Below are 19,281 nucleotides of genomic sequence, written 5' to 3'. Positions count from 1 at the left end.
GAACGCCAAACACTGCCACACCGCAATCAGCGGGCAAATCAATCGCTTTATTTGCCGTATAATTTTAGTGCAGGTAGTAAAAAATGTATCTAAACAAAGAAGAAAATCAGGTTTGCAAACAAGCGGTTTGGAATAAAAGCATAGGGTTTTAAAAGCATAAAACAATAAAAGTGTAAAAGCATAAAAGCGGTAAAGCAATTTACCTGTTGCAAGTTTTGCCACTTGCTAAAGAATGTGCCTTACAAGGCAAAAATGAAAGCAGATACCTGTGCAGGAAAGTACCCAAAAGGGAATGCAGGAATATAGGAATGAGGTAATAATCAGATAAACCAATATTCAATCCTGCAAACAAATAAAGTGTGTAACAATAAATTTTTAAATAATGGAAACAACAAAGAAAACTTTAAAAATCAGCTTCTCCACCCAAAAAGGCGGTGTGGGAAAATCTACAATGACCACTTTACTGGCAAGTGTGCTTCACTACCGTTTAGGTTTTAATGTGCTGGTGATGGACTGCGACTTTCCGCAACACAGCCTGACCAATATGCGTGAACGGGATAAGAGAACCATAATGCAGAACGACTACCATAAAAAAGCGGCAATGAAGCAGTTTCAAGCAATCAACAAAAAAGCGTACCCGATTATTAAATGTAAAGCTGAAACGGCTCTGGAGAAAGCATCGGAATACAGAAGCCAGTCGGCGGTTGTGCCAGATGTGATCTTCTTCGACCTGCCGGGAACAGCCAATACTAAAGGCGTTTTGACCACTTTAAAAAAAATGGACTTCATCTTTTCGCCCATTACTGCCGACCGTTTGGTAGTGGAAAGTACATTGGGCTTTACCAAAGCCTTTCTCGGACTTCCCCAAACGGACGAGGGCAATCCCGAACAAGAGATGTGGCTGTTTTGGAACCAGGTGGACGGCAGGGAAAAAACAGGTTTGTATGATGCGTATCAAAGTGTCATCAAGGAACTCAACCTGCCCATAATGGAAACAAGGATAATGGATAGCAAGCGTTTCCGAAAGGAAACAGACGATACAGGTAGTTATGTATTCCGGTCAAGTTTGCTGCCTGCCGAACCACAGTTAATGAAAGCAACTAAAATGGATTTGTTTGTCGAGGAATTTTTAAAAATCACTCATCTATAAAAATAGTAAAGTATGGCTTCAGATAACAAAAACAACGATTTTGAAAAGCCCAATGTTGATGAGGAATACCTTATGAACGTCATAAGCGGCGATGAGCCTGTTGCTCCACCGAGCAATAACAAAAAGCAGGATGTACCAAAGGAAACAAAGCCCAGGGAAAAAGCCCGTAACAGTTCATCAAAGAAAGCGGACTACGAGGAAACATTTTTGGTCAATCGGTTTCCATCGGGGCGTAACGGTAAGGTAGTTTACATACGTCCTGAATACCACGAGAGATTGCTCCGCATTGTGCAATTAACGAGGGAAGAAAAAACAACACTCTACTCGTACATCGATAATATTCTTGAACATCACTTCAGAGAATTTGGGGATGATATTACCGATTATTTCAATGAACGTTTTAAACCCATTTTATAATGAAGAAAAATAATAAAAAAAGGAATGTTGTTACAGACAATGGTATTCCCGAAGTAATGAGAGATCAAGCGCAAAACAGCTATGAACAGGCATTTCTGCAAATGGATATTGAGCAGAAAAGAGGCAGTAAAAGCATATACCTAAGTCCTGAATATCACGAACGACTAACACGAATAGTTCAAATCATTGGCAACGATAAGATACCCTTGTTTGCCTATCTCAATAAAATCCTCGAACATCATTTTAACGTGTATGAGGATGCCATTACAAAGGAGTTCAAAGAAAAATACAAAGGACTGTTTTAAAAATTAGAGGTTATGGAAATAATTATTGTGATATGCCTGCTGATAGTCATCGCCCTGCTTTTACAGGACAAGATTGTCATTAAAAAAAGGTCGGAACAAAAACCAAAACAGGAAAAAATCAATCCGAACCTGCCCGATATTATGGGCCAACCAAAACCCGTAGAACGCCTTTCAGTGCCAAACACTGCCACTGAACGCCAAATTCAGGAACCGGAGATAAACCCTGCTAATTTAGACATTGAATACGACGAAAATGAAAACGTAGGTATTCAAATTCCGCAGGAAGAGCTGGACGAAGTTTTCAGAAAGATACCTGATTTGGAAGAAGAGGAAGAAGAATGGAACAGGTACGGAATATCCGGTGGTGATGACGGTTTTGCCCAAGGGGTTACCTTTGAAGAACTAAACTCCGTGGGGGTGTTGCTCCAAAAAGAAGAATTGGAACCAGCCCAAAAGGAAACAGCGATAGCCATAGTTCAGAAAATACAAGGAACTGAATTATTCAGCCTGCTGGAAAATTCCATAGAGGGTGCTTCTCAAAAAATAGCTGAGCTATTGGATAGTTCGCTCTCATCTGAAACGGAAACCAGTTCTTCCATTTTGCGGAAAAATGATTTAGAGGATTTTGATATTGGGGAGTTTGTATAGGCTTCCCTTTGTTTTTTAAAATAACGAAGTATGGAAAGAGAATTGCCTAGTATAAATATCGAGGGAACAGATTTCTTGGTCGATATAAATAAGGTCGAATTAAGGGAAAAAGAGAATCCAGTCAATACCATTTCAATTTACGAAATGAGAGATGTAGTAGATGGCTACGCTTTTAACTATAGTTTACAGGAGAAGAACATTCCGAACCTTATAAGTAACGGAGAAGAAACTTTGATAAAGATATCCGAACTAGTTGTGCTTGATCCAGCAGGAATGGCAGAAAAGTATAAGCTAAGTCTCGAAGAACTGAAAAACAAAACAGACTTCGACTTAATGGTCGATCAAACGGCATTCAATGATAGAATCCAAAAGGGAATGCTTCCTACAATCGACATTCAAGGTCATACATTTTATGTTGATATACGCATGGATATGCTTCGCCCCAAAGATGATTTCTTGTCAAAAGGAATTGTCTTTGATGAAATAGATCATTATTTCTCCGAGGAAGCGAATGCTTACATCATTCCCTACAACCCTAAAACACGCGAATTTCAAGAGTTAGATTATGATAGTATTCTGGTATTTCCAAAAGACCTTATCGCCGTTCAATTTCCTTTTCAAAGAGATCTTGATCCAATTGGTTGGAACCGAAACGGAGGTTGGAATATCAAAGAAGATTTAAAGCGTATAGGTCTAAAATCTCATTTTGAAGCAAAGACAATTCCCTGGAAGGAAACATTCCTACCACAAATAATAACAGAAAATCTGATGGTGCTGAAAGAAAAAACGATCAAGAAAAAACTCCAAAACAAGTCTGTTTCCTTTTCAAAAAAAGAGCAAGGAAGCAAAGGGCGAAAAATGTAACCTCTTTAAAAGAGGATTAGTAAGAAGCACGTCGAACATCATTTTGTTCGATGTGCTTCTTACTAATAGCTACCAATTAAAATGGCACTCACTGCCAAGTAATTCCTCTCACTATCAATTTTGGAAAACGGTGGAAATTAGGGGCTAAAAGCACAAACCTATTCATCAACTCGCACAACAACTCAACTTTGAGACGTCCTTTCCAAATGTTATGGCTGCTAATTTTATGCCTTCTCCTAATGTCAAATAAGGATAGAAACTCTCAGCCAATTCCCTTACTGTAATACCGTATTTGATAGCCATACTTAATAGTTGAATAAGTTCCCCGCCTTCGGGTGCAACTACTCTTGCACCTATCAGTTTGTCAGTTTCGGTATTGCGAATGAGTTTGATAAAACCCCTTGTGTCGTTTGCTGCAATGGCTCTCGGTACGTCTTTAAGTTCCAGTTTTGAAACTTCAAATGGAATGCCTTTTGATTCTGCCTGTGCTTCATCTAAACCTGCCCCTGCAATTTGTGGGTCAGTAAACACCACCCAAGGTAAAGAAGAATAATCGGCTTTATTATCTGTTCCTGAGAACGCATTTTCAACGGCAATTTTACCTTCAAAAGCGGCTGTATAAACAAATGCAGGGGTGTTGGTTACGTCACCTGCTGCGTAAATGTTAGGTAGATTGGTTTCCATTTTTTCATTCACAGCGATATGTCCGCTTTTGGTGAGTTCCAAACCAATGTTATCTAACCCTAATTGGCTTGTATTGGCTTTTGTGCCTGTGGCAATTACTACCTTACCTTTTTCTATAATTTGCGTAAATGAACCGTCAGGACATTTACAGTGAATGATGGTTTCATTCGCTTGTTTCTCGAATTTCACGGCTCTGAAATTAGGTAAGATTTCAATGCCTTCTTTTCGCATTTGGGTTTCCAATGCTTCACTGATGTCTGGGGTTTGTGTCCGTAGAACACGGTCGGTAAATTCAATGATTCGGACTTTAACGCCTAAACGATTGTACGCCATTGCAATTTCCAAACCTATGTAACCTGCTCCCATAATGGTCAAGCTTTCGGGTTTTTCTTCCAAGTCGAAAAGGGAAACGTTGGTCAAGTAGTCAATTTTGTCCAATCCTTCAATAGTCGGAATGTTGGTCGTAGCTCCCGCAGCAATTAAAAATTTGAAGGCTTTGTATTCCTTGCCATCAACCAAAATGGTTTTGTTGTCTTTGAATTTTGCCCAACCTTTTAGCATAGTCAGGTTTTCAAAATCGCTTACCACATCCATATATTTTTTCTCTTGAAGTGTGGCTACTAATTTTTTCTTGTCTTTGATGATTTGAGCGAAATCAATATCAACTCCTTTTGGCTTGATGCCTTCAAAGTTGGAATGTGTAGCGTGATAAGCCGACTCGCCTGCACGAATAAGATTTTTAGAAGGCACACAACCCACGTTGACACAAGTACCGCCAAAGTCCAAACCACCGTTTACCATTAAGGTCGATAATCCTAAACTTTCGGCTTTGATTGCTGCCGAAAATGCAGCCGAACCGCCACCGATAATGATTAAATCAAATTGATTAATTCCGCTGTTTCCATTATCAGGGATTTCACTTTTTACACGATAGTTTTTTGTGCCGTTGATGGTATTAATGATTTCTTCTTTGCTGGTTTTGGTAGGGTCAAAAGAACATTCGCAAGTAGCTTTTGGATAGCTCACATTAGCTTCTTTTACACCTTCATTTTTGGAAAGTAATTTTTCAATGCTTGTTGCACAATGGTCGCAGGTCATTCCTATGATGTCAAGTTTTATTATTTCTTTGTTCATAATGATTTCTCTTTTTGATTTTCCTTAATGATTTCGGCTTTATAGCCTGTCTGCTCAATAACCTTGATGATAGCGTCAGGATTTGTTTTCTTTGGGTCGTATTGGATGGTTGCCAAATCGCCCGGATATTCCACTTTGTGTTCAATAATGCCGTCCACTTCTTTGAGGGCATTTGAAATATGGTTGGAACAACCTGCACAAGTCATTCCCGTGATTTTCAGTTGCAGGGTCTTACCTTCTTGCTGTGTTGTATTTGCTGTTTGTGCTTTATTGTCAGTCGGTTTGCAACATTGTGCATTGAGCTGAGCAATTCCAATTAGGAACAAAGCACTCAATAGAATTAAATTCTTTTTCATTGTGTAATTATTTAATTAAGTTCTTAAATACAAAAGGCAAAAAAATACTATTTCTTGCCAACCACTTTGTAACCTGTACCGTTGATGGCTTCTTCAATTTGAGCGATACTCACTTTGGTTTGGTCAAATTCTACTTTGGCAATCGCTTCTTCATAAATCGCATCTACCTTAACAATGCCTGGCAATTTGTTCACATCATTTTCTACGTGTGAAGCACAACCATTGCAAGTCATTCCTTTTACATCAAAAGTTACCGTTTGGATGTCAGAAGCATTGACGATTACAACTTCCTTGTTGTCGTTTGAAGGATAGAAAATGTGTGCATAGTTTGGAAAAGCGAGCATCAAGGCTGCAAACACGGTTACAATTCCCAAGAATGTTTTGGTCTGCATAAAGGGTTTTTTTTCGTCTTCTTCGCAATCACATTGGATTTCTTCGGCTGTTCGTGGTTTGAGTTTCTGATACCAAGCAAAGCCCAATACCAAAACGGTGATACCGATTAGATAAGGTCTTGCTGGTTCCATCCATGAAAAGGTAGATGCCACTCCTGAAGCTCCTGAAATAAGAGCCAATACAGGTGTAATGCAGCAAAGTGATGCTGCTACTGCCGAAAGCACACCCGCTCCGACAAGTCTGTTGTTTTTCTTGTTCATACTGTTTCCTTTTTTGAATTGTTTATGATGTGTTTAAAAAATGGACGAAGTAAAGTAAGTTGCTCCTGTTTCAAAGAGTAGAAAATGGTTTGTCCTTCTCTTCTACCTTCAATGACGTTTCCGTCTTTTAGTTTTCTGAGGTGTTGCGAAACGGCAGGGATGCTCATTCCGAGAATGTCTGAAAGGTCGCAAGGACAAAGTTCGTTTTCTTCTTCTAAGAGAAATAAGATTTTTAACCTTACTTCGTTTCCTGCCAATGCTAAAAGTCCACTCAGTTGACTGAATGCCTTGTCGTTGGTTTGAAGTATTTCTCTACAATTGTCTATTTGAACCTTGTCGGCAAACACACGGATACACGATTGATTGTTTTCCATAATTTCCTTGTTTAGGATTTAATAACGCAGCAAAAATACAAATAGTTTTCTTATTTAAGCAAATACTTAAATGATAATTTTAATAAATCTTTTTTTTAAGCGGTGGGTCTCTTGGGACTTTGTTAAGGGGATAAATAAATACCCAGTGTCTTTTTAGGATAATGGAAAACTTATAAAATCATAAGGGAGAAATTTTATCAGCTATTCTGTATCGAAATGTTTGGCATTTTTTCATGCTCCATTATCAACTATAACGTCACTCACTGCCAAATCATTCCTTTGACTGTCACTTTATTATAACGCCTTGATTTCTGAAACACCTTTGTTCAGAAAGCCCGCGAGAAGTGGGAATACAATAACAAATTAATGTGTTTAATCATGAAAAAACAAAGAAAAAAAGTTTTGCTGGCAGCTACATTGATGCTCTCAGGAATCGGTGCATTCGCCCAGGGAAATGGTACAGCAGGTATCACAGAAGCTACCCAAATGGTCACCTCTTATTTCGATCCCGCCACACAGCTTATCTATGCTATTGGTGCCGTAGTAGGACTCATCGGAGGTGTTAAAGTGTACAACAAGTTCAGTAGCGGAGATCCCGATACCAGTAAAACGGCGGCATCGTGGTTCGGTGCCTGTATCTTCCTTATTGTAGCTGCTACCATTCTTCGTTCATTTTTCCTTTAATCCTTTGCCCTATGAGTAATTACAACATCAACAAAGGCATTGGAAGAACAGTAGAATTTAAGGGACTGAAAGCGCAGTACCTATTCATCTTCGCCGGCGGATTACTTGGGACATTGATCCTGGTCATGATACTTTACATGGCTGGGGTTAATTCTTACATCTGTCTGTCTTTAGGAATTGGTGGTGCTTCGCTAATTGTATGGCAGACCTTTTCACTCAATCAAAAGTATGGTGAACACGGATTGATGAAAATCGGCGCAATAAAAAGGCATCCCCATTACATCATCTGTCGCAAGCCCGTAAGGCGCTATTTAAAATTCACACCTAAAAAGAGTGCTGTATGAGAAATGTATCTAAGACCACTACATTGGAAAGCAAATTCCCTCTGCTGGCAGTAGAAAACAACTGCATTCTTTCCAAAGATGCAGACATAACTGCTTGCTTTGCCGTTCGTTTGCCGGAACTGTTTACGGTAGCTTCTGCGGAATATGAAGCCATTCACGCAGCGTGGCATAAGGCTATCAAAACTTTACCGGATTTTACAATCGTTCACAAACAGGATTGGTACATCAAGGAAAACTACGCTCCCGATTTGGCAAAGGAAGACCAGAGCTTTTTGGCTAAATCCTACCAGCGCCATTTTAATGAGCGACCGTTCCTGAACCATTATTGCTACCTGTTCCTGACCAAAACTACCAAGGAAAGAATGCGTATGCAAAGCAACTTCAGTTCGCTTTGCAAAGGTTCGCTGATACCCAAGGAAATCAGGAACAAGGAAACGATACACCGCTTTATGGAGGCAGTCGCCCAGTTTGAGCGTATCGTAAACGATAGCGGTTTCATAAGCCTGCAACGCCTGACCGAAGACGACATCATAGGGACGGACGAAAAACAAGGATTGCTGGAACAATACCTTACCCTTTCGAGGGAAGCCGAAACTCCGATGCAGGACATCGGTTTGGGGTCTGAAGAAGTACGTATCGGAAACAAAAGATTATCATTGCATACTTTGTCCGATACGGACGATCTGCCGGGAACGGTATCGGCAGATACACGTTTTGAAAAGTTATCGACCGACCGAAGCGACTGTCGTTTATCGTTTGCCGCACCCGTAGGATTGCTGTTAAGCTGTAATCATATCTACAACCAATACTTGTTTTTAGACAACAGCGATGCTAATCTTCAAAAGTTTGAGAAGTCTGCAAGGAATATGCACTCGCTGGCTCGGTACAGCCGTGCCAACCAGATCAACAAGGAGTGGATAGAAAGGTATCTGAACGAAGCCCATTCTTTCGGTCTTTCATCTATACGGGCACACTTCAACATCATAGCCTGGTCAGAAGATCCAGCGGAACTGAAACAGTTGAAGAACGATTGTGGTGGTGCATTGGCATTGATGGAATGTAAACCCCGCCACAACACTACGGATGTAGCTACTTTGTACTGGGCAGGAATGCCGGGCAATGCAGGCGATTTTCCGAGTGAGGAAAGTTTTTACACGTTCATTGAACCTGCCTTATGCTTCTTTACCGAAGAAACGAATTATCATAATTCACCTTCGCCATTCGGGATTAAGATGGCTGACAGGCTTACTGGAAAGCCTATCCACTTGGATATATCGGATTTACCAATGAAGCGTGGTATCATCACAAATCGGAACAAATTTATACTTGGTCCGTCAGGAAGTGGTAAATCTTTTTTTACAAATCACATGGTTCGGCAGTACTATGAGCAAGGTGCTCACGTATTGCTCGTGGATACAGGTAATTCCTATCAGGGATTATGCGAACTGATTAAAGGAAAAACCAAAGGCGAAGATGGGGTTTATTTCACGTACACAGAAGACAATCCCATTGCCTTTAATCCTTTCTATACCGATGATGGCGTTTTCGACATCGAGAAACGTGAAAGTGTCAAGACTTTGATATTGACCCTTTGGAAACGTGATGATGAGCCGCCAACACGTTCTGAAGAGGTCGCCCTTTCCAATGCCGTGAGTGGATACATTGAGCGTATCAAAACGGAAGGGATTTTCCCATCATTCAACGGTTTTTATGAATATGTCCAAGGTGATTACCGCAAGGTACTCGAAGAAAAACAGGTTCGTGAAAAAGACTTTGACATTGCTAATTTTCTCAATGTGTTAGAACCTTACTACAAAGGTGGAGAGTATGATTATCTGTTGAACTCGGACAAGCAATTAGACTTGCTTTCCAAACGCTTTATTGTGTTTGAAATTGATGCCATCAAGGATCACAAAATTCTTTTTCCCATCGTCACGATTATCATTATGGAGGTCTTTATCAACAAGATGAGGAGGCTGAAAGGTATCCGAAAGCTTATCCTGATTGAAGAAGCGTGGAAAGCGATTGCGAAGGAAGGTATGGCAGAATATATAAAGTATTTGTTTAAAACAGTTAGGAAGTTTTTCGGTGAAGCCATCGTGGTAACGCAGGAGGTGGATGATATCATCCAGTCGCCCATTGTTAAGGAAAGTATCATTAACAACAGTGATTGTAAAATCCTTTTAGACCAACGCAAGTATATGAACAAGTTTGATGATATACAGGCAATGCTCGGGCTTACCGATAAAGAAAAAGGACAGGTACTCTCCATCAATATGAACAACGATCCGTCACGGCTTTATAAAGAAGTGTGGATTGGATTAGGTGGTACGCACTCGGCAGTCTATGCCACCGAAGTTAGTCTTGAAGAGTATTTGGCATATACCACGGAAGAAACCGAAAAAATGGAAGTGATGCAGCTCGCATCGGAACTCGACGGCAACGTCGAACTCGCCATCAAGCATATCGCTATGCAAAGGCGTGAACAAGTAAATCAATAATTATTAATCATTTAAAAATTTAGAAACAATGAAAAAAGTAATGTTACTGGTGTGTACGGCAATTATGCTTGCCGTTACACCCTCCGCAAAAGCACAGTTTGTAGTAACCGATCCTGCAAATCTTGCATCCGGTATTCTCAACTCCGCCAATGAGATTGTACAAACATCCTCCACAGTAAGTAATGTGGTTAAGAATTTTAAGGAGGTTGAAAAAGTCTATAAGCAAGGCAAAGAGTATTACGACAAACTGAAAGCCATCAACAACTTAGTAAAGGACGCCCGTAAAGTGCAACAAACGGTTTTGCTGGTAGGTGATGTATCCGAAATGTATGTACAGAATTTCGGCAAGATGATGAACGATCCCAATTTCACAGCTCAGGAGTTGACTGCAATTGGCAATGGTTATTCGGCATTACTGGGCGAAAGTACCGAGCTACTGAAGGAACTAAAGCAGATCATAACCTCATCAAGCCTATCGCTGAACGATAAAGAGCGTATGGACATTATCGACCGTGTGTACAAAGAAGTCAAGGAATACCACAGCCTTGTACGCTATTACACCAACAAGAACATTTCCGTAAGCTATTTGAGAGCGAAAAAGAAAGATGATGCCAAAAGAGTACTTGATCTCTACGGAACTTCCAACCAAAAATACTGGTAAGCTATGGAATGGAATAATCTTCACGAAGTCCTGCGGTCGCTCTACGATGATATGATGCCGCTTGCAGGCGATATGGCAGCAGTGGCAAAAGGTCTTGCGGGATTGGGTGCATTATTCTATGTGGCGTTAAAGGTTTGGCAGGCTCTGAGCCGTGCCGAACCTATAGATATGTTCCCATTGCTACGACCGTTTGCTTTAGGACTATGTATTATGTTCTTCCCGACAATTGTATTGGGAACCATCAATGCGGTACTAAGTCCAGTGGTAACGGGAACCCACGCCATACTCGAAAACCAGGTACTCGACCTGAACCAATTGCAACAGCAGAAAGACCAATTGGAATATGAAGCAATGGTCAGAAATCCAGAAACAGCTTTTATGGTATCGGACGAAGAGTTTGATAAAAAACTGGATGAATTGGGCTGGTCGCCTTCCGACATTGGAACAATGGCAGGAATGTATATGGACAGAACCGCTTATCAGCTAGAGAAAGCCCTTAAAGATTGGTTTCGCAATCTGTTGGAAATACTCTTTCAGGCAGCCGCATTAGTCATAGATACCATCCGAACGTTTTTTCTGATCGTCCTTTCCATACTCGGACCAATCGCCTTTGCGATTTCCGTATGGGATGGCTTTCAGAGTACGCTCACACAGTGGCTCACTAGGTACGTCAGTGTGTATCTCTGGCTACCGGTTTCAGATCTGTTCAGTTCCATGCTTGCAAGGATACAATCACTCATATTGGAGCGGGATATTGAGATGCTCGCCGATCCGAGTTATATCCCCGACACCAGTAATACCGTGTACATCATATTTATGATCATCGGCATTATCGGATACTTTACGATACCTACCGTAACAGGTTGGATTATCCAGGCCGGAGGTGCAGGAAACTTTACACGAAATGTAAATCAGACAGCAATGAAAGCCGGAAATGTAGCAAGTGCCGGAGCAGGTTCTGCCACAGGTAATATAGGTGGTCAGCTAATGAAATAATGTAAAATAATTAATCATCTAAAAAATGGAATTTAAAACACTAAGAAATATTGAAAACAGCTTCAGACAGATCAGGCTTTATGCCATCGTATTTGCCGTTCTCTGCATTAGTGTGGTAGGATATGCCGTATGGCAGTCCTACCGTTTTGCGGAGGAACAACGCCAAAAGGTTTATGTATTGGACAACGGAAAATCGCTAATGCTTGCCTTATCGCAGGATGCAAGTATTAACCGACCTGTTGAAGCGAGGGAACACGTAAGACGTTTTCACGAACTGTTCTTCACATTGGCTCCCGATAAGAATGCCATTGAAAGCAATATGAAACGGGCGTTCAACCTTGCCGACAAAAGTGCCTTTGATTATTACAAAGACCTTTCGGAAAAAGGATACTATAACCGTATCATTTCAGGAAACGTACAGCAGCGTATTGAGGTGGATAGCGTTGTCTGCAACTTCGATACCTATCCGTATGCCGTGCGAACCTATGCCAAACAATTCATCATCCGTTCGAGCAATGTAACCAGACGGAACCTGATCACGTCCTGCTATCTCGTGAACTCTGTCCGTTCCGATAATAACCCACAAGGTTTTAATATCGAAAAGTTTGCCGTAACGGAAAACAGGGACATTGAAGTAATTGAACGCTAAAAATAGAAGTTATGAAACAGTTACTTGACTTAGACACATTCGCACAAACCCTCACGAACAAAGGGTATGACGGCTATTTCCAAACAGAAGCGGCCTATGCCGACAAAATCAAAGATAGCATCAGCAGATTTTTGGAGGCTTGTAATAATGGAACAGACAAACCGATGTTGCCAAACATTCTGATGCTGAAAACCTACCTGGAATGGAATGGCGATGATAAGCCAAAGGTTGAATGCAATATGTGGATAAAGTACAAAGACGGTCTTTTCGATGTTCAGAAAATGAATATTGACAGAATAGACCAGTATGGGCAATTATTGAAGCAATCGAAATTAACGGATCTCACTACAAATTCGGTTCCGACAAGAAAAGAAGCGATTGCACAAGTTTCCGAAAAGCCCAGAGAACAGTTGTCTAACCAAAACAGACGGTTCCGAATGCGATAACCGATAATCATTACAATATGAAAAAATTAAGAGCAAAGATGGACAGGCACTTTGACCAATTGGATGATCGCTGGCGTGAACTGCCTGTACGCAAACAGCACAAATATACCCTATACTTTTTCTTGGGTTATCTGATGCTTACCGCAGGCGTGATTGCCAAAGTTTGGTACGACACGGGAAAGTCTGAAAACGATATGAAAATCAGGCATATGGAAAACCCTGTACTCAGAAAAGGAGAAAGCCCTGCAAGCTTACAGGACACATTATCAACCATTTTTAAAAATAAGATTTATGAAAGAAAATGAAAATAAAAAGACGGTGGTTCGGGTAACCGAGGGTAATCCGAAAGAAACCGCTGATGTGCTGCAAGACAGTACGCAGAGCAAAGCCGATAAACTGAAAAAGCCACTCATATTCGGCTTGATGGGAATTGTCTTTGTAGGCTGTATGTATCTCATATTTAAACCATCGGAAGATAAGAACGAAATCGAAAGTCTTGGACTGAACGATGCAGTTCCGCAGGCTACTGAAGCAGGATTACAGTCGGACAAGCAAAAGGCATACGAACAGGAAATGCTGGAACAAAAGGATAAAGAAAAACGAAATGCCCTGACAACGCTTTCAGATTACTGGAATACAGACAGCTCCCAGAGTATGGAAGAAGAAATACCTGAAGAAGAGGAAAGCTATCGTTATGGTTCTGAAAGAAATTCCGGCAGATATGGAAATTCTATCTTAAACAGTTACCGCAATGCACAAAGTACATTGGGTTCGTTTTATCAGGACGATAATTTGGAAACAATAGAACTCCGCAGGCAATTGGACGAACTGAAAGAGCAATTGGCTGAAAAAGATGTACCCAAAGCTGCAACTATAGATGACCAGCTTGCACTGATGGAAAAATCCTATCAGATGGCAGCAAAGTATCTTCCCCAAGGTAGTACGAGTACTTCAGAAGCTCTACCTGTCAATAACAGCAATGCTTCAGGAACTGCTACTACTAATCAAAAAGAGCATTTTGTAGCATTTACGTCTATGAGGAAAAACACTGTTTCTGCCTTATACCGTGAACCCAGCGATAGTGCATTTTTAGCCGATTGGAGCCAGACCAAAAATCGTGGCTTTTATACCGCAGGTTCCATTGAGCAGGTGGTACAACCGAAAAACAGTATAAAAGCAAGCGTACACGAAACACAAACAATAGTTGGCGAAACAGGTGTACGTCTTCGTTTATTGGAGCCAGCCCAAACACCACAACGAACCATTCCCAAAGGAACGATTGTAACAGCTAATGCCAAATTTCAGGGAGGGCGATTACAGCTAAAGATTACTTCGATAGAACTGGAGGGCAACATCATCCCTGTGGATATTACCATTTACGATTTGGACGGACAGCAAGGATTGTATGTTCCGTATTCGCCTGAAATGAATGCCCTTACAGAAATGGCAGGCAATATGAGCCAACAATCAGGAACAAGCTTGATGCTTACTCAAAATGCCGGACAGCAAGTTGCCGCAGACCTTAGCCGTGGCGTAGTACAGGGTATTTCGGGCTATTTCGCCAAAAAAGTAAGAACGCCAAAGGTAACACTGAAAGCAGGACATCAGGTCTTCTTGGTATCTAAAAAATAATGTTGAATTCAAATAATAAAACAATGAAAAATCATTTTAAAACTTTTTGGGCAATTGCCCTCATACTTGGCTTTGCCGTACAATCTTATGCACAGGACAGCATTAGAACACCGCTTGCCCTGGGCAAGATAGAACCGTACCGTATGGAATTGACCTACGATAAAACTTCGCACCTGATTTTCCCGACTGCCATTCGTTACGTGGATTTGGGAAGTGAATACCTAATTGCAGGAAAAGCGGAAGATGCCGAAAATGTATTGCGTGTAAAAGCATCGGTAAGGGATTTTGAAGCGGAAACCAATTTTTCCGTTATCACGAATGACGGACGTTTTTACAGTTTCAATGTGTATTACAGCGGGTATCCCGAAGCATTGAGCTATGACCTTTTGACAATGCAAAAAGCAGTGGACAAAGCCAACGGTAACGATGTGCTTTTTGAAGAATTGGGCAACAATTCTCCCTCATTGGCGGGCTTGCTTTTGGAAACTATTTACAAAAAGGACAAACGCATTGTAAAGCATATTGGGGCTAAGAGTTTCGGCATTCAGTTTATTCTGAAAGGAATTTACATACACAATGGTAAATACTATTTCCATACGGAATTGAGAAATCGCAGCAATGTACCGTTCAATATCGACTTTGTGAATTTCAAGGTAGTTGATAAAAAGGTTGCCAAACGAACCGTAGTACAGGAACGCCCGATGATACCGCTTCGTACCTATAAACCACTTACAGAAATTTCGGGACAAACCACCGAACAAAATGTTTTCCTGTTAGACCAATTCACTATTGCCGATGATAAGGTACTGTTGGTTGAGATTTTCGAGAAGAACGGTGGTCGTCATCAAACACTTCAGGTAGAAAATTCGGATTTGATAAAAGCCCGATTGATCAACGATATGCATCTGAAATTTTAATAAACCTTTAAAGCAATAATATGAAAAAGTATATCTATACTGTGATGCTTATACTGATAGGCATCACAACCAGCCAAGCGCAACGAATGTTGCCTAAACAAAAAGGATTGGAAGTAAATGTTGGTGTATTATCCGATGATAAAATCGGCAACGATTATTACATCAGCCTTGGTATGACTGTAAACGGCAAAAACGGCAATTATCAGCTATGGGCGTTGGAATATACCCATCAATACCACAACTACAAAGATCTTCGCATACCACAGGAAACCTACACAGCTGAGGGAGGTTATAGTTTCTTTCTTTTGGGCGATGCCCGTAAAAACATCACGCTGAATGCAGCTATAACAGGCGTACTGGGTTATGAAACAATCAACCGTGGCGAAACAATGTTGTATGATGGAGCAAAGGTTTTGAATGAAGACAACTTCATCTACGGAGCCGGTGGAAGGCTCACTTTTGAAACGTACCTGTCAGATCGTTTTGTGTTAGTTCTGCAAGGACGTACTAAGGTCGTATGGGGTACGGATATGAAACAGTTCCGCCCCTCCGCAGGTGTGGGATTAAGGTTTAACTTTTAAAATGTAAAAACAATGATAGCAATATTCAATAAATTCAGAATAGGCTTATTGCCGATATACTTAATGTTGGCAATTCTCGCAGCTTCGGTTTCTTTGGTATCTTGTAGCAAAGATGATGAACTCGAAATACAGAACGATTTTCCTTTTGAGGTAAATGTAATGCCGGTACCCAAAGATGTTGCCGATGGGCAGACGGTAGAGATCCGCATTACCATACATCGAACAGGAAACTACACGAACACTCAGTATTTTCTTCGCTATTTTCAGTTTGACGGTACAGGAACATTGCAATACTACGATGAACCACCGTACCTCCCGAACGATTTGTATTCATTACCAACAGAGCAGTTTCGCTTGTACTACACTTCAACATCTGCTGTTTCACAATCTTTTGAGGTTTGGATTTCGGACAGCTTCGGGAATGAAAAGCAATTAAGTTTTCAGTTCAATAGTAGTGATTAAGAACAACAACTTTGACAACGACAAAACCGACTTTATAGGTCGGTTTTTTGCTTTTGATTTTCAACCAAGGATGTTTTGTTTAAATTTATTTGATATAATTTTGACAATATGGATGCAGTTACTTCTCAATTGGTAATGGGAATTATTCCGCTTGTTATCGGTATAGGTCTTATCTACTGGATAAGCCGGAGGAAATTTTACAGACGTAATGCGATGGGTGCAGAGGGCTTTTCGAGTTTTGAAGCATCTGTATTTATCCGTTTTATAGAACGTGTTGGTAAATGGATTGCCTATGCTTTAATTATTCTTGGCGTTGTTATTCTTTGGTCTTATACACAGATGAAAAAAGAAAGGGAGAAAAAACAACAGGAAGTTAAAATTGAACAGCCTACCAAACGTTGATAGAAATTTCCCTATAAACTTATTAACGAATCGGATAACCCAAAAGGCTATCCGATTTTTTGTTTACGGCAAAAGAAAACAGCCAAACACTGCCTCTCAACGCCAATGACTACAACATTTCCCAGTTATGTAATAAGCCATTATAAATTAGACTTCCACAGAAAAATTGAGCAGAATATGGAAGTTATCGCAATACAAAAATCCCTACTGGATGGAATGAAAAAAGAGCTGAAAGCACTTTTGGAACTGACCGAAAACGCTACTCGGAAATATACCCCGATTTTCAAAGAAGAGAAATGGCTCGATAACCAGGAAGTGTGCCTGATGATGAACATTACCAAACGGACTTTGCAGACCTATAAGGATAAAGGCTTATTGCCTTACTCCAAGCTCAACCGCAAAAATTATTATAAACTTTCGGATGTGCAGGCTTTGCTAAAAGGCAAACATTCGTATAATACCAATGACAATGGATTTACTGACGAATGAAACCGAAGAAATCATCGAACAACAGGAGATGATAATGCGGTTGCGAAGCCGTATTGAAGAAATATTAAAAAACTACCGCCCCGTAATGAACGGAGAAATATACCTGTCGGGCGAAGATGTATGCAAGCTGTTACACATCAGTAAACGTACTTTGCAACAATATCGTGATGACAATATTCTGCCGTATATTCAAATAGGAGGCAAAATCATTTATAAAGAAACAGATTTATTGAGTGTATTGGAGCAAAACTATTGTAGCCAAAAAATCAAATAATCTATGATCAAATTTAGTTTAGGGCATATTTCTATATCGAAATGAGTTTTGTATCTTTGTAGAAGATAGAAAATACTTAAAGTGTTTTTGCTTTAGGTTCCGCATTAGAAACTGGTAATTTTTAAATCCCCGGAACAGATAAGTAAGAACGCTCACGTCATAGGCGTGGGCGTCCGCTTATTTGGGGGATGGCGTACCAGTGCCTTAATGCCGGTAAGTGTGATTGCCTACGCTTTCTTTTTTTGTGTAGGGTTCATGAAAAAGAAAAAATGGCATTATGGATACAATAAACAGACCCAAACAATCTCTGGCATTTATCAATGATAAAAGCCTCATCTTAGATAGTATTTGCAATGACCTCTCTGGTTCAGGATTTGAAATACTCTTCCGCTTGGAGCATGTCGAAGATGGAATAACTCAATTATCCGCTTTAAAAGCACTTCCAGAAGTCTGTATCATAGACTTAGATTTTTACGATAATGATGTGCTGGTACAGCTTCAGGAATTAAGAGAAAAATATCCACGTATTAAATTGATTGCCCATAGTGATATTGATGATGAGAAAGTTGGCAAGGCTCTTTTAAATATTGGTTTTTCGAGTTGTTTATTGGTTGGCAGTGATGTTGCTGATTTTAAAAAAGCGATTGAAAAAGTTGTAGAAAATTAATTATTATATTTAGTCAATCCCCAACCCTTTATGCATTTCATGCCATTCTTTTCCGAATTGTATACTTTTTAGTGCAGCTTTTCGCTTTTCTTCGGGCAAACAATCGATACAGGTTGGATACTGAAGTCCTTTATAATTTTGCTTACATTGAGGACATAGTTCCATCTTTTTGATATCAAGATTATAAGCGCATTTTCTGCACGCAGTTATTGCATCTTCAAAGGAAAGATATTTGATACAGTCATTTACATGAAGTAAAAAAGCTTCTTTCTCAATCTGCTCTGCATCCTTATTTTTAGCACGTTCTCTTTGTAACCAATATCGGATATTAGATAGATTGTTCTTATTTGCCCATTTATCCTTTGAAACAAAACATTTATCTTGAACCTCGTAAGCATCTTCATTTTCGTAAAATATAGAAATGAGTTCATTTGCCGTTCTGAAAATTGCTTCATCAAATTCATGCTTACAATCTGCACAGCGATATTTTGGAGTTTTCCTTACCCTTACGCTTGGATTTTTGTTATTGCAATTTGAACAAAGTGGAACGGGTTCATAATTATATTTTTTTAGCACATAATCTGTAAAATCAGACTTACTAACTTCTTGATTGCTATCTATGTAGTCTTTAGTATATCCTCTTATTAGTTCTCTTAAATAATCGGAATATTTTCTTGGATGAGAATTATGTTGTATAGTTAATGTATCAGTACTACTGCAAATTTCGCATTTATCTTTAATAAATTCTGACCTCCTTTCTTTCCAGTCTTTTGTATGCCAGGAGCGCTGTTCCTCTTTGGACCCATTCCAATACTGTGCTTTTGCAAGTTCCAACTGAATTTCGCTATTTACTAATTGGTCTCTTAGTTCTATAAGTTCGTTATAGGTTAGCATTTGCTTTTACTAATTTTTAAGCACCATTTTGGTGCATACTTTTTTTGTAAATATATTCTTTGACTATCCCTTTCACAATCTTTTCGAAACGTCAGCA

General features: G+C 40.0%; 26 protein-coding genes. 21 read left to right on the top strand and 5 right to left on the bottom strand.

Annotated features, from left to right (window positions below; genetic code table 11):
• Positions 1–382: 382 nt before the first annotated feature.
• The 5 genes from AC0NBN_RS02420 to AC0NBN_RS02400 are packed head-to-tail and all read left to right on the top strand — an operon-like array spanning position 383 to position 3,384.
• Positions 383–1,150, top strand: a complete 768-nt coding sequence (locus AC0NBN_RS02420) for a ParA family protein (RefSeq protein ID WP_019974889.1) — start codon at positions 383–385, stop codon at positions 1,148–1,150.
• Positions 1,151–1,162: 12 nt separating this feature from the next.
• Positions 1,163–1,567, top strand: coding sequence for a DUF3408 domain-containing protein (locus AC0NBN_RS02415; protein WP_059344618.1), 405 nt, complete (start codon positions 1,163–1,165; stop codon positions 1,565–1,567).
• Positions 1,567–1,872: a DUF3408 domain-containing protein gene (locus AC0NBN_RS02410; protein WP_059344617.1), complete on the top strand. Its 306-nt coding sequence runs from the start codon at positions 1,567–1,569 to the stop codon at positions 1,870–1,872. Before AC0NBN_RS02415 ends, AC0NBN_RS02410 begins: the two co-directional genes overlap by 1 nt.
• Before the next feature lie 12 nt (positions 1,873–1,884).
• A complete protein-coding gene (locus tag AC0NBN_RS02405) occupies positions 1,885–2,520 on the top strand; it encodes a conjugal transfer protein TraD (RefSeq protein ID WP_160811732.1) in 636 nt (211 codons plus the stop codon).
• Between the two features lie 30 nt (positions 2,521–2,550).
• The gene (locus AC0NBN_RS02400; RefSeq protein ID WP_034871413.1) at positions 2,551–3,384 is read left to right on the top strand and encodes a hypothetical protein; all 834 of its coding nucleotides are present in this window, start codon (positions 2,551–2,553) and stop codon (positions 3,382–3,384) included.
• A gap of 165 nt (positions 3,385–3,549) precedes the next feature.
• On the opposite strand, the gene merA is transcribed toward AC0NBN_RS02400, so the two are convergent.
• The 4 genes from merA to AC0NBN_RS02380 are packed head-to-tail and all read right to left on the bottom strand — an operon-like array spanning position 3,550 to position 6,585.
• Positions 3,550–5,202: a mercury(II) reductase gene (merA, locus tag AC0NBN_RS02395; protein WP_160811733.1), complete on the bottom strand. Its 1,653-nt coding sequence runs from the start codon at positions 5,200–5,202 to the stop codon at positions 3,550–3,552.
• The gene (locus AC0NBN_RS02390) at positions 5,199–5,558 is read right to left on the bottom strand and encodes a heavy-metal-associated domain-containing protein (protein WP_027375686.1); all 360 of its coding nucleotides are present in this window, start codon (positions 5,556–5,558) and stop codon (positions 5,199–5,201) included. The genes merA and AC0NBN_RS02390 overlap by 4 nt, the downstream gene beginning before the upstream one ends.
• Before the next feature lie 47 nt (positions 5,559–5,605).
• Positions 5,606–6,211: a mercuric transport protein MerTP gene (gene merTP / locus AC0NBN_RS02385; RefSeq protein WP_027375685.1), complete on the bottom strand. Its 606-nt coding sequence runs from the start codon at positions 6,209–6,211 to the stop codon at positions 5,606–5,608.
• Entirely contained in the window at positions 6,208–6,585 is a 378-nt protein-coding gene (locus tag AC0NBN_RS02380) for an ArsR/SmtB family transcription factor (protein ID WP_027375684.1), read from the bottom strand. The genes merTP and AC0NBN_RS02380 overlap by 4 nt, the downstream gene beginning before the upstream one ends.
• 378 nt (positions 6,586–6,963) lie before the next feature.
• Between AC0NBN_RS02380 and AC0NBN_RS02375 the strand changes: the two genes are divergently transcribed.
• From AC0NBN_RS02375 to AC0NBN_RS02300, 16 genes are all read left to right on the top strand, one after another.
• The gene (locus AC0NBN_RS02375; protein WP_034871415.1) at positions 6,964–7,269 is read left to right on the top strand and encodes a DUF4134 domain-containing protein; all 306 of its coding nucleotides are present in this window, start codon (positions 6,964–6,966) and stop codon (positions 7,267–7,269) included.
• 11 nt (positions 7,270–7,280) lie between these two features.
• On the top strand, positions 7,281–7,613 hold the full coding sequence (locus AC0NBN_RS02370; protein WP_034871416.1) for a DUF4133 domain-containing protein: 333 nt from the start codon (positions 7,281–7,283) through the stop codon (positions 7,611–7,613).
• Positions 7,610–10,114, top strand: coding sequence for a TraG family conjugative transposon ATPase (locus AC0NBN_RS02365; protein WP_059344615.1), 2,505 nt, complete (start codon positions 7,610–7,612; stop codon positions 10,112–10,114). Before AC0NBN_RS02370 ends, AC0NBN_RS02365 begins: the two co-directional genes overlap by 4 nt.
• A gap of 28 nt (positions 10,115–10,142) precedes the next feature.
• The gene (locus tag AC0NBN_RS02360) at positions 10,143–10,775 is read left to right on the top strand and encodes a DUF4141 domain-containing protein (RefSeq protein WP_019977024.1); all 633 of its coding nucleotides are present in this window, start codon (positions 10,143–10,145) and stop codon (positions 10,773–10,775) included.
• Between the two features lie 3 nt (positions 10,776–10,778).
• Complete coding sequence (gene traJ, locus AC0NBN_RS02355; protein WP_160811734.1) at positions 10,779–11,771, top strand: conjugative transposon protein TraJ; 993 nt, start codon at positions 10,779–10,781, stop codon at positions 11,769–11,771.
• 25 nt (positions 11,772–11,796) lie between these two features.
• Positions 11,797–12,420 (top strand): conjugative transposon protein TraK, encoded by a 624-nt coding sequence (gene traK, locus AC0NBN_RS02350; RefSeq protein ID WP_026357722.1) that lies wholly within the window; start codon positions 11,797–11,799, stop codon positions 12,418–12,420.
• An 11-nt stretch (positions 12,421–12,431) separates the two neighbouring features.
• Positions 12,432–12,866: a hypothetical protein gene (locus AC0NBN_RS02345; RefSeq protein WP_034871419.1), complete on the top strand. Its 435-nt coding sequence runs from the start codon at positions 12,432–12,434 to the stop codon at positions 12,864–12,866.
• Positions 12,867–12,883: 17 nt separating this feature from the next.
• The gene (locus tag AC0NBN_RS02340; protein ID WP_034871420.1) at positions 12,884–13,171 is read left to right on the top strand and encodes a hypothetical protein; all 288 of its coding nucleotides are present in this window, start codon (positions 12,884–12,886) and stop codon (positions 13,169–13,171) included.
• Positions 13,158–14,498 carry a conjugative transposon protein TraM gene (gene traM, locus AC0NBN_RS02335; protein WP_070562255.1) on the top strand — a complete coding sequence of 447 codons (1,341 nt, stop codon included), beginning with the start codon at positions 13,158–13,160 and terminating at the stop codon, positions 14,496–14,498. The genes AC0NBN_RS02340 and traM overlap by 14 nt, the downstream gene beginning before the upstream one ends.
• Positions 14,499–14,521: 23 nt before the next feature.
• Positions 14,522–15,415, top strand: a complete 894-nt coding sequence (gene traN / locus AC0NBN_RS02330; protein ID WP_034871537.1) for a conjugative transposon protein TraN — start codon at positions 14,522–14,524, stop codon at positions 15,413–15,415.
• 20 nt (positions 15,416–15,435) lie between these two features.
• Positions 15,436–15,996: a conjugal transfer protein TraO gene (locus AC0NBN_RS02325; RefSeq protein ID WP_019977031.1), complete on the top strand. Its 561-nt coding sequence runs from the start codon at positions 15,436–15,438 to the stop codon at positions 15,994–15,996.
• A 12-nt stretch (positions 15,997–16,008) separates the two neighbouring features.
• Complete coding sequence (locus AC0NBN_RS02320) at positions 16,009–16,458, top strand: DUF3872 domain-containing protein (RefSeq protein ID WP_034871422.1); 450 nt, start codon at positions 16,009–16,011, stop codon at positions 16,456–16,458.
• A 108-nt stretch (positions 16,459–16,566) separates the two neighbouring features.
• Complete coding sequence (locus tag AC0NBN_RS02315) at positions 16,567–16,860, top strand: hypothetical protein (RefSeq protein WP_019977033.1); 294 nt, start codon at positions 16,567–16,569, stop codon at positions 16,858–16,860.
• 177 nt (positions 16,861–17,037) lie between these two features.
• The gene (locus AC0NBN_RS02310) at positions 17,038–17,349 is read left to right on the top strand and encodes a helix-turn-helix domain-containing protein (protein WP_034871538.1); all 312 of its coding nucleotides are present in this window, start codon (positions 17,038–17,040) and stop codon (positions 17,347–17,349) included.
• Positions 17,330–17,623: a helix-turn-helix domain-containing protein gene (locus AC0NBN_RS02305; RefSeq protein ID WP_034871423.1), complete on the top strand. Its 294-nt coding sequence runs from the start codon at positions 17,330–17,332 to the stop codon at positions 17,621–17,623. The genes AC0NBN_RS02310 and AC0NBN_RS02305 overlap by 20 nt, the downstream gene beginning before the upstream one ends.
• A 277-nt stretch (positions 17,624–17,900) precedes the next feature.
• Positions 17,901–18,290 (top strand): ANTAR domain-containing protein, encoded by a 390-nt coding sequence (locus tag AC0NBN_RS02300; protein WP_034871424.1) that lies wholly within the window; start codon positions 17,901–17,903, stop codon positions 18,288–18,290.
• 9 nt (positions 18,291–18,299) lie between these two features.
• Here AC0NBN_RS02300 and AC0NBN_RS02295 read toward each other — a convergent pair whose 3' ends face one another.
• Entirely contained in the window at positions 18,300–19,184 is an 885-nt protein-coding gene (locus AC0NBN_RS02295; RefSeq protein ID WP_034871425.1) for a hypothetical protein, read from the bottom strand.
• Between the last annotated feature and the right edge of the window lie 97 nt (positions 19,185–19,281).

The sequence above is a fragment of the Chryseobacterium sp. L12 genome (assembly GCF_056133985.1).
This window is presented reverse-complemented; position numbering and strand designations above follow the sequence as displayed.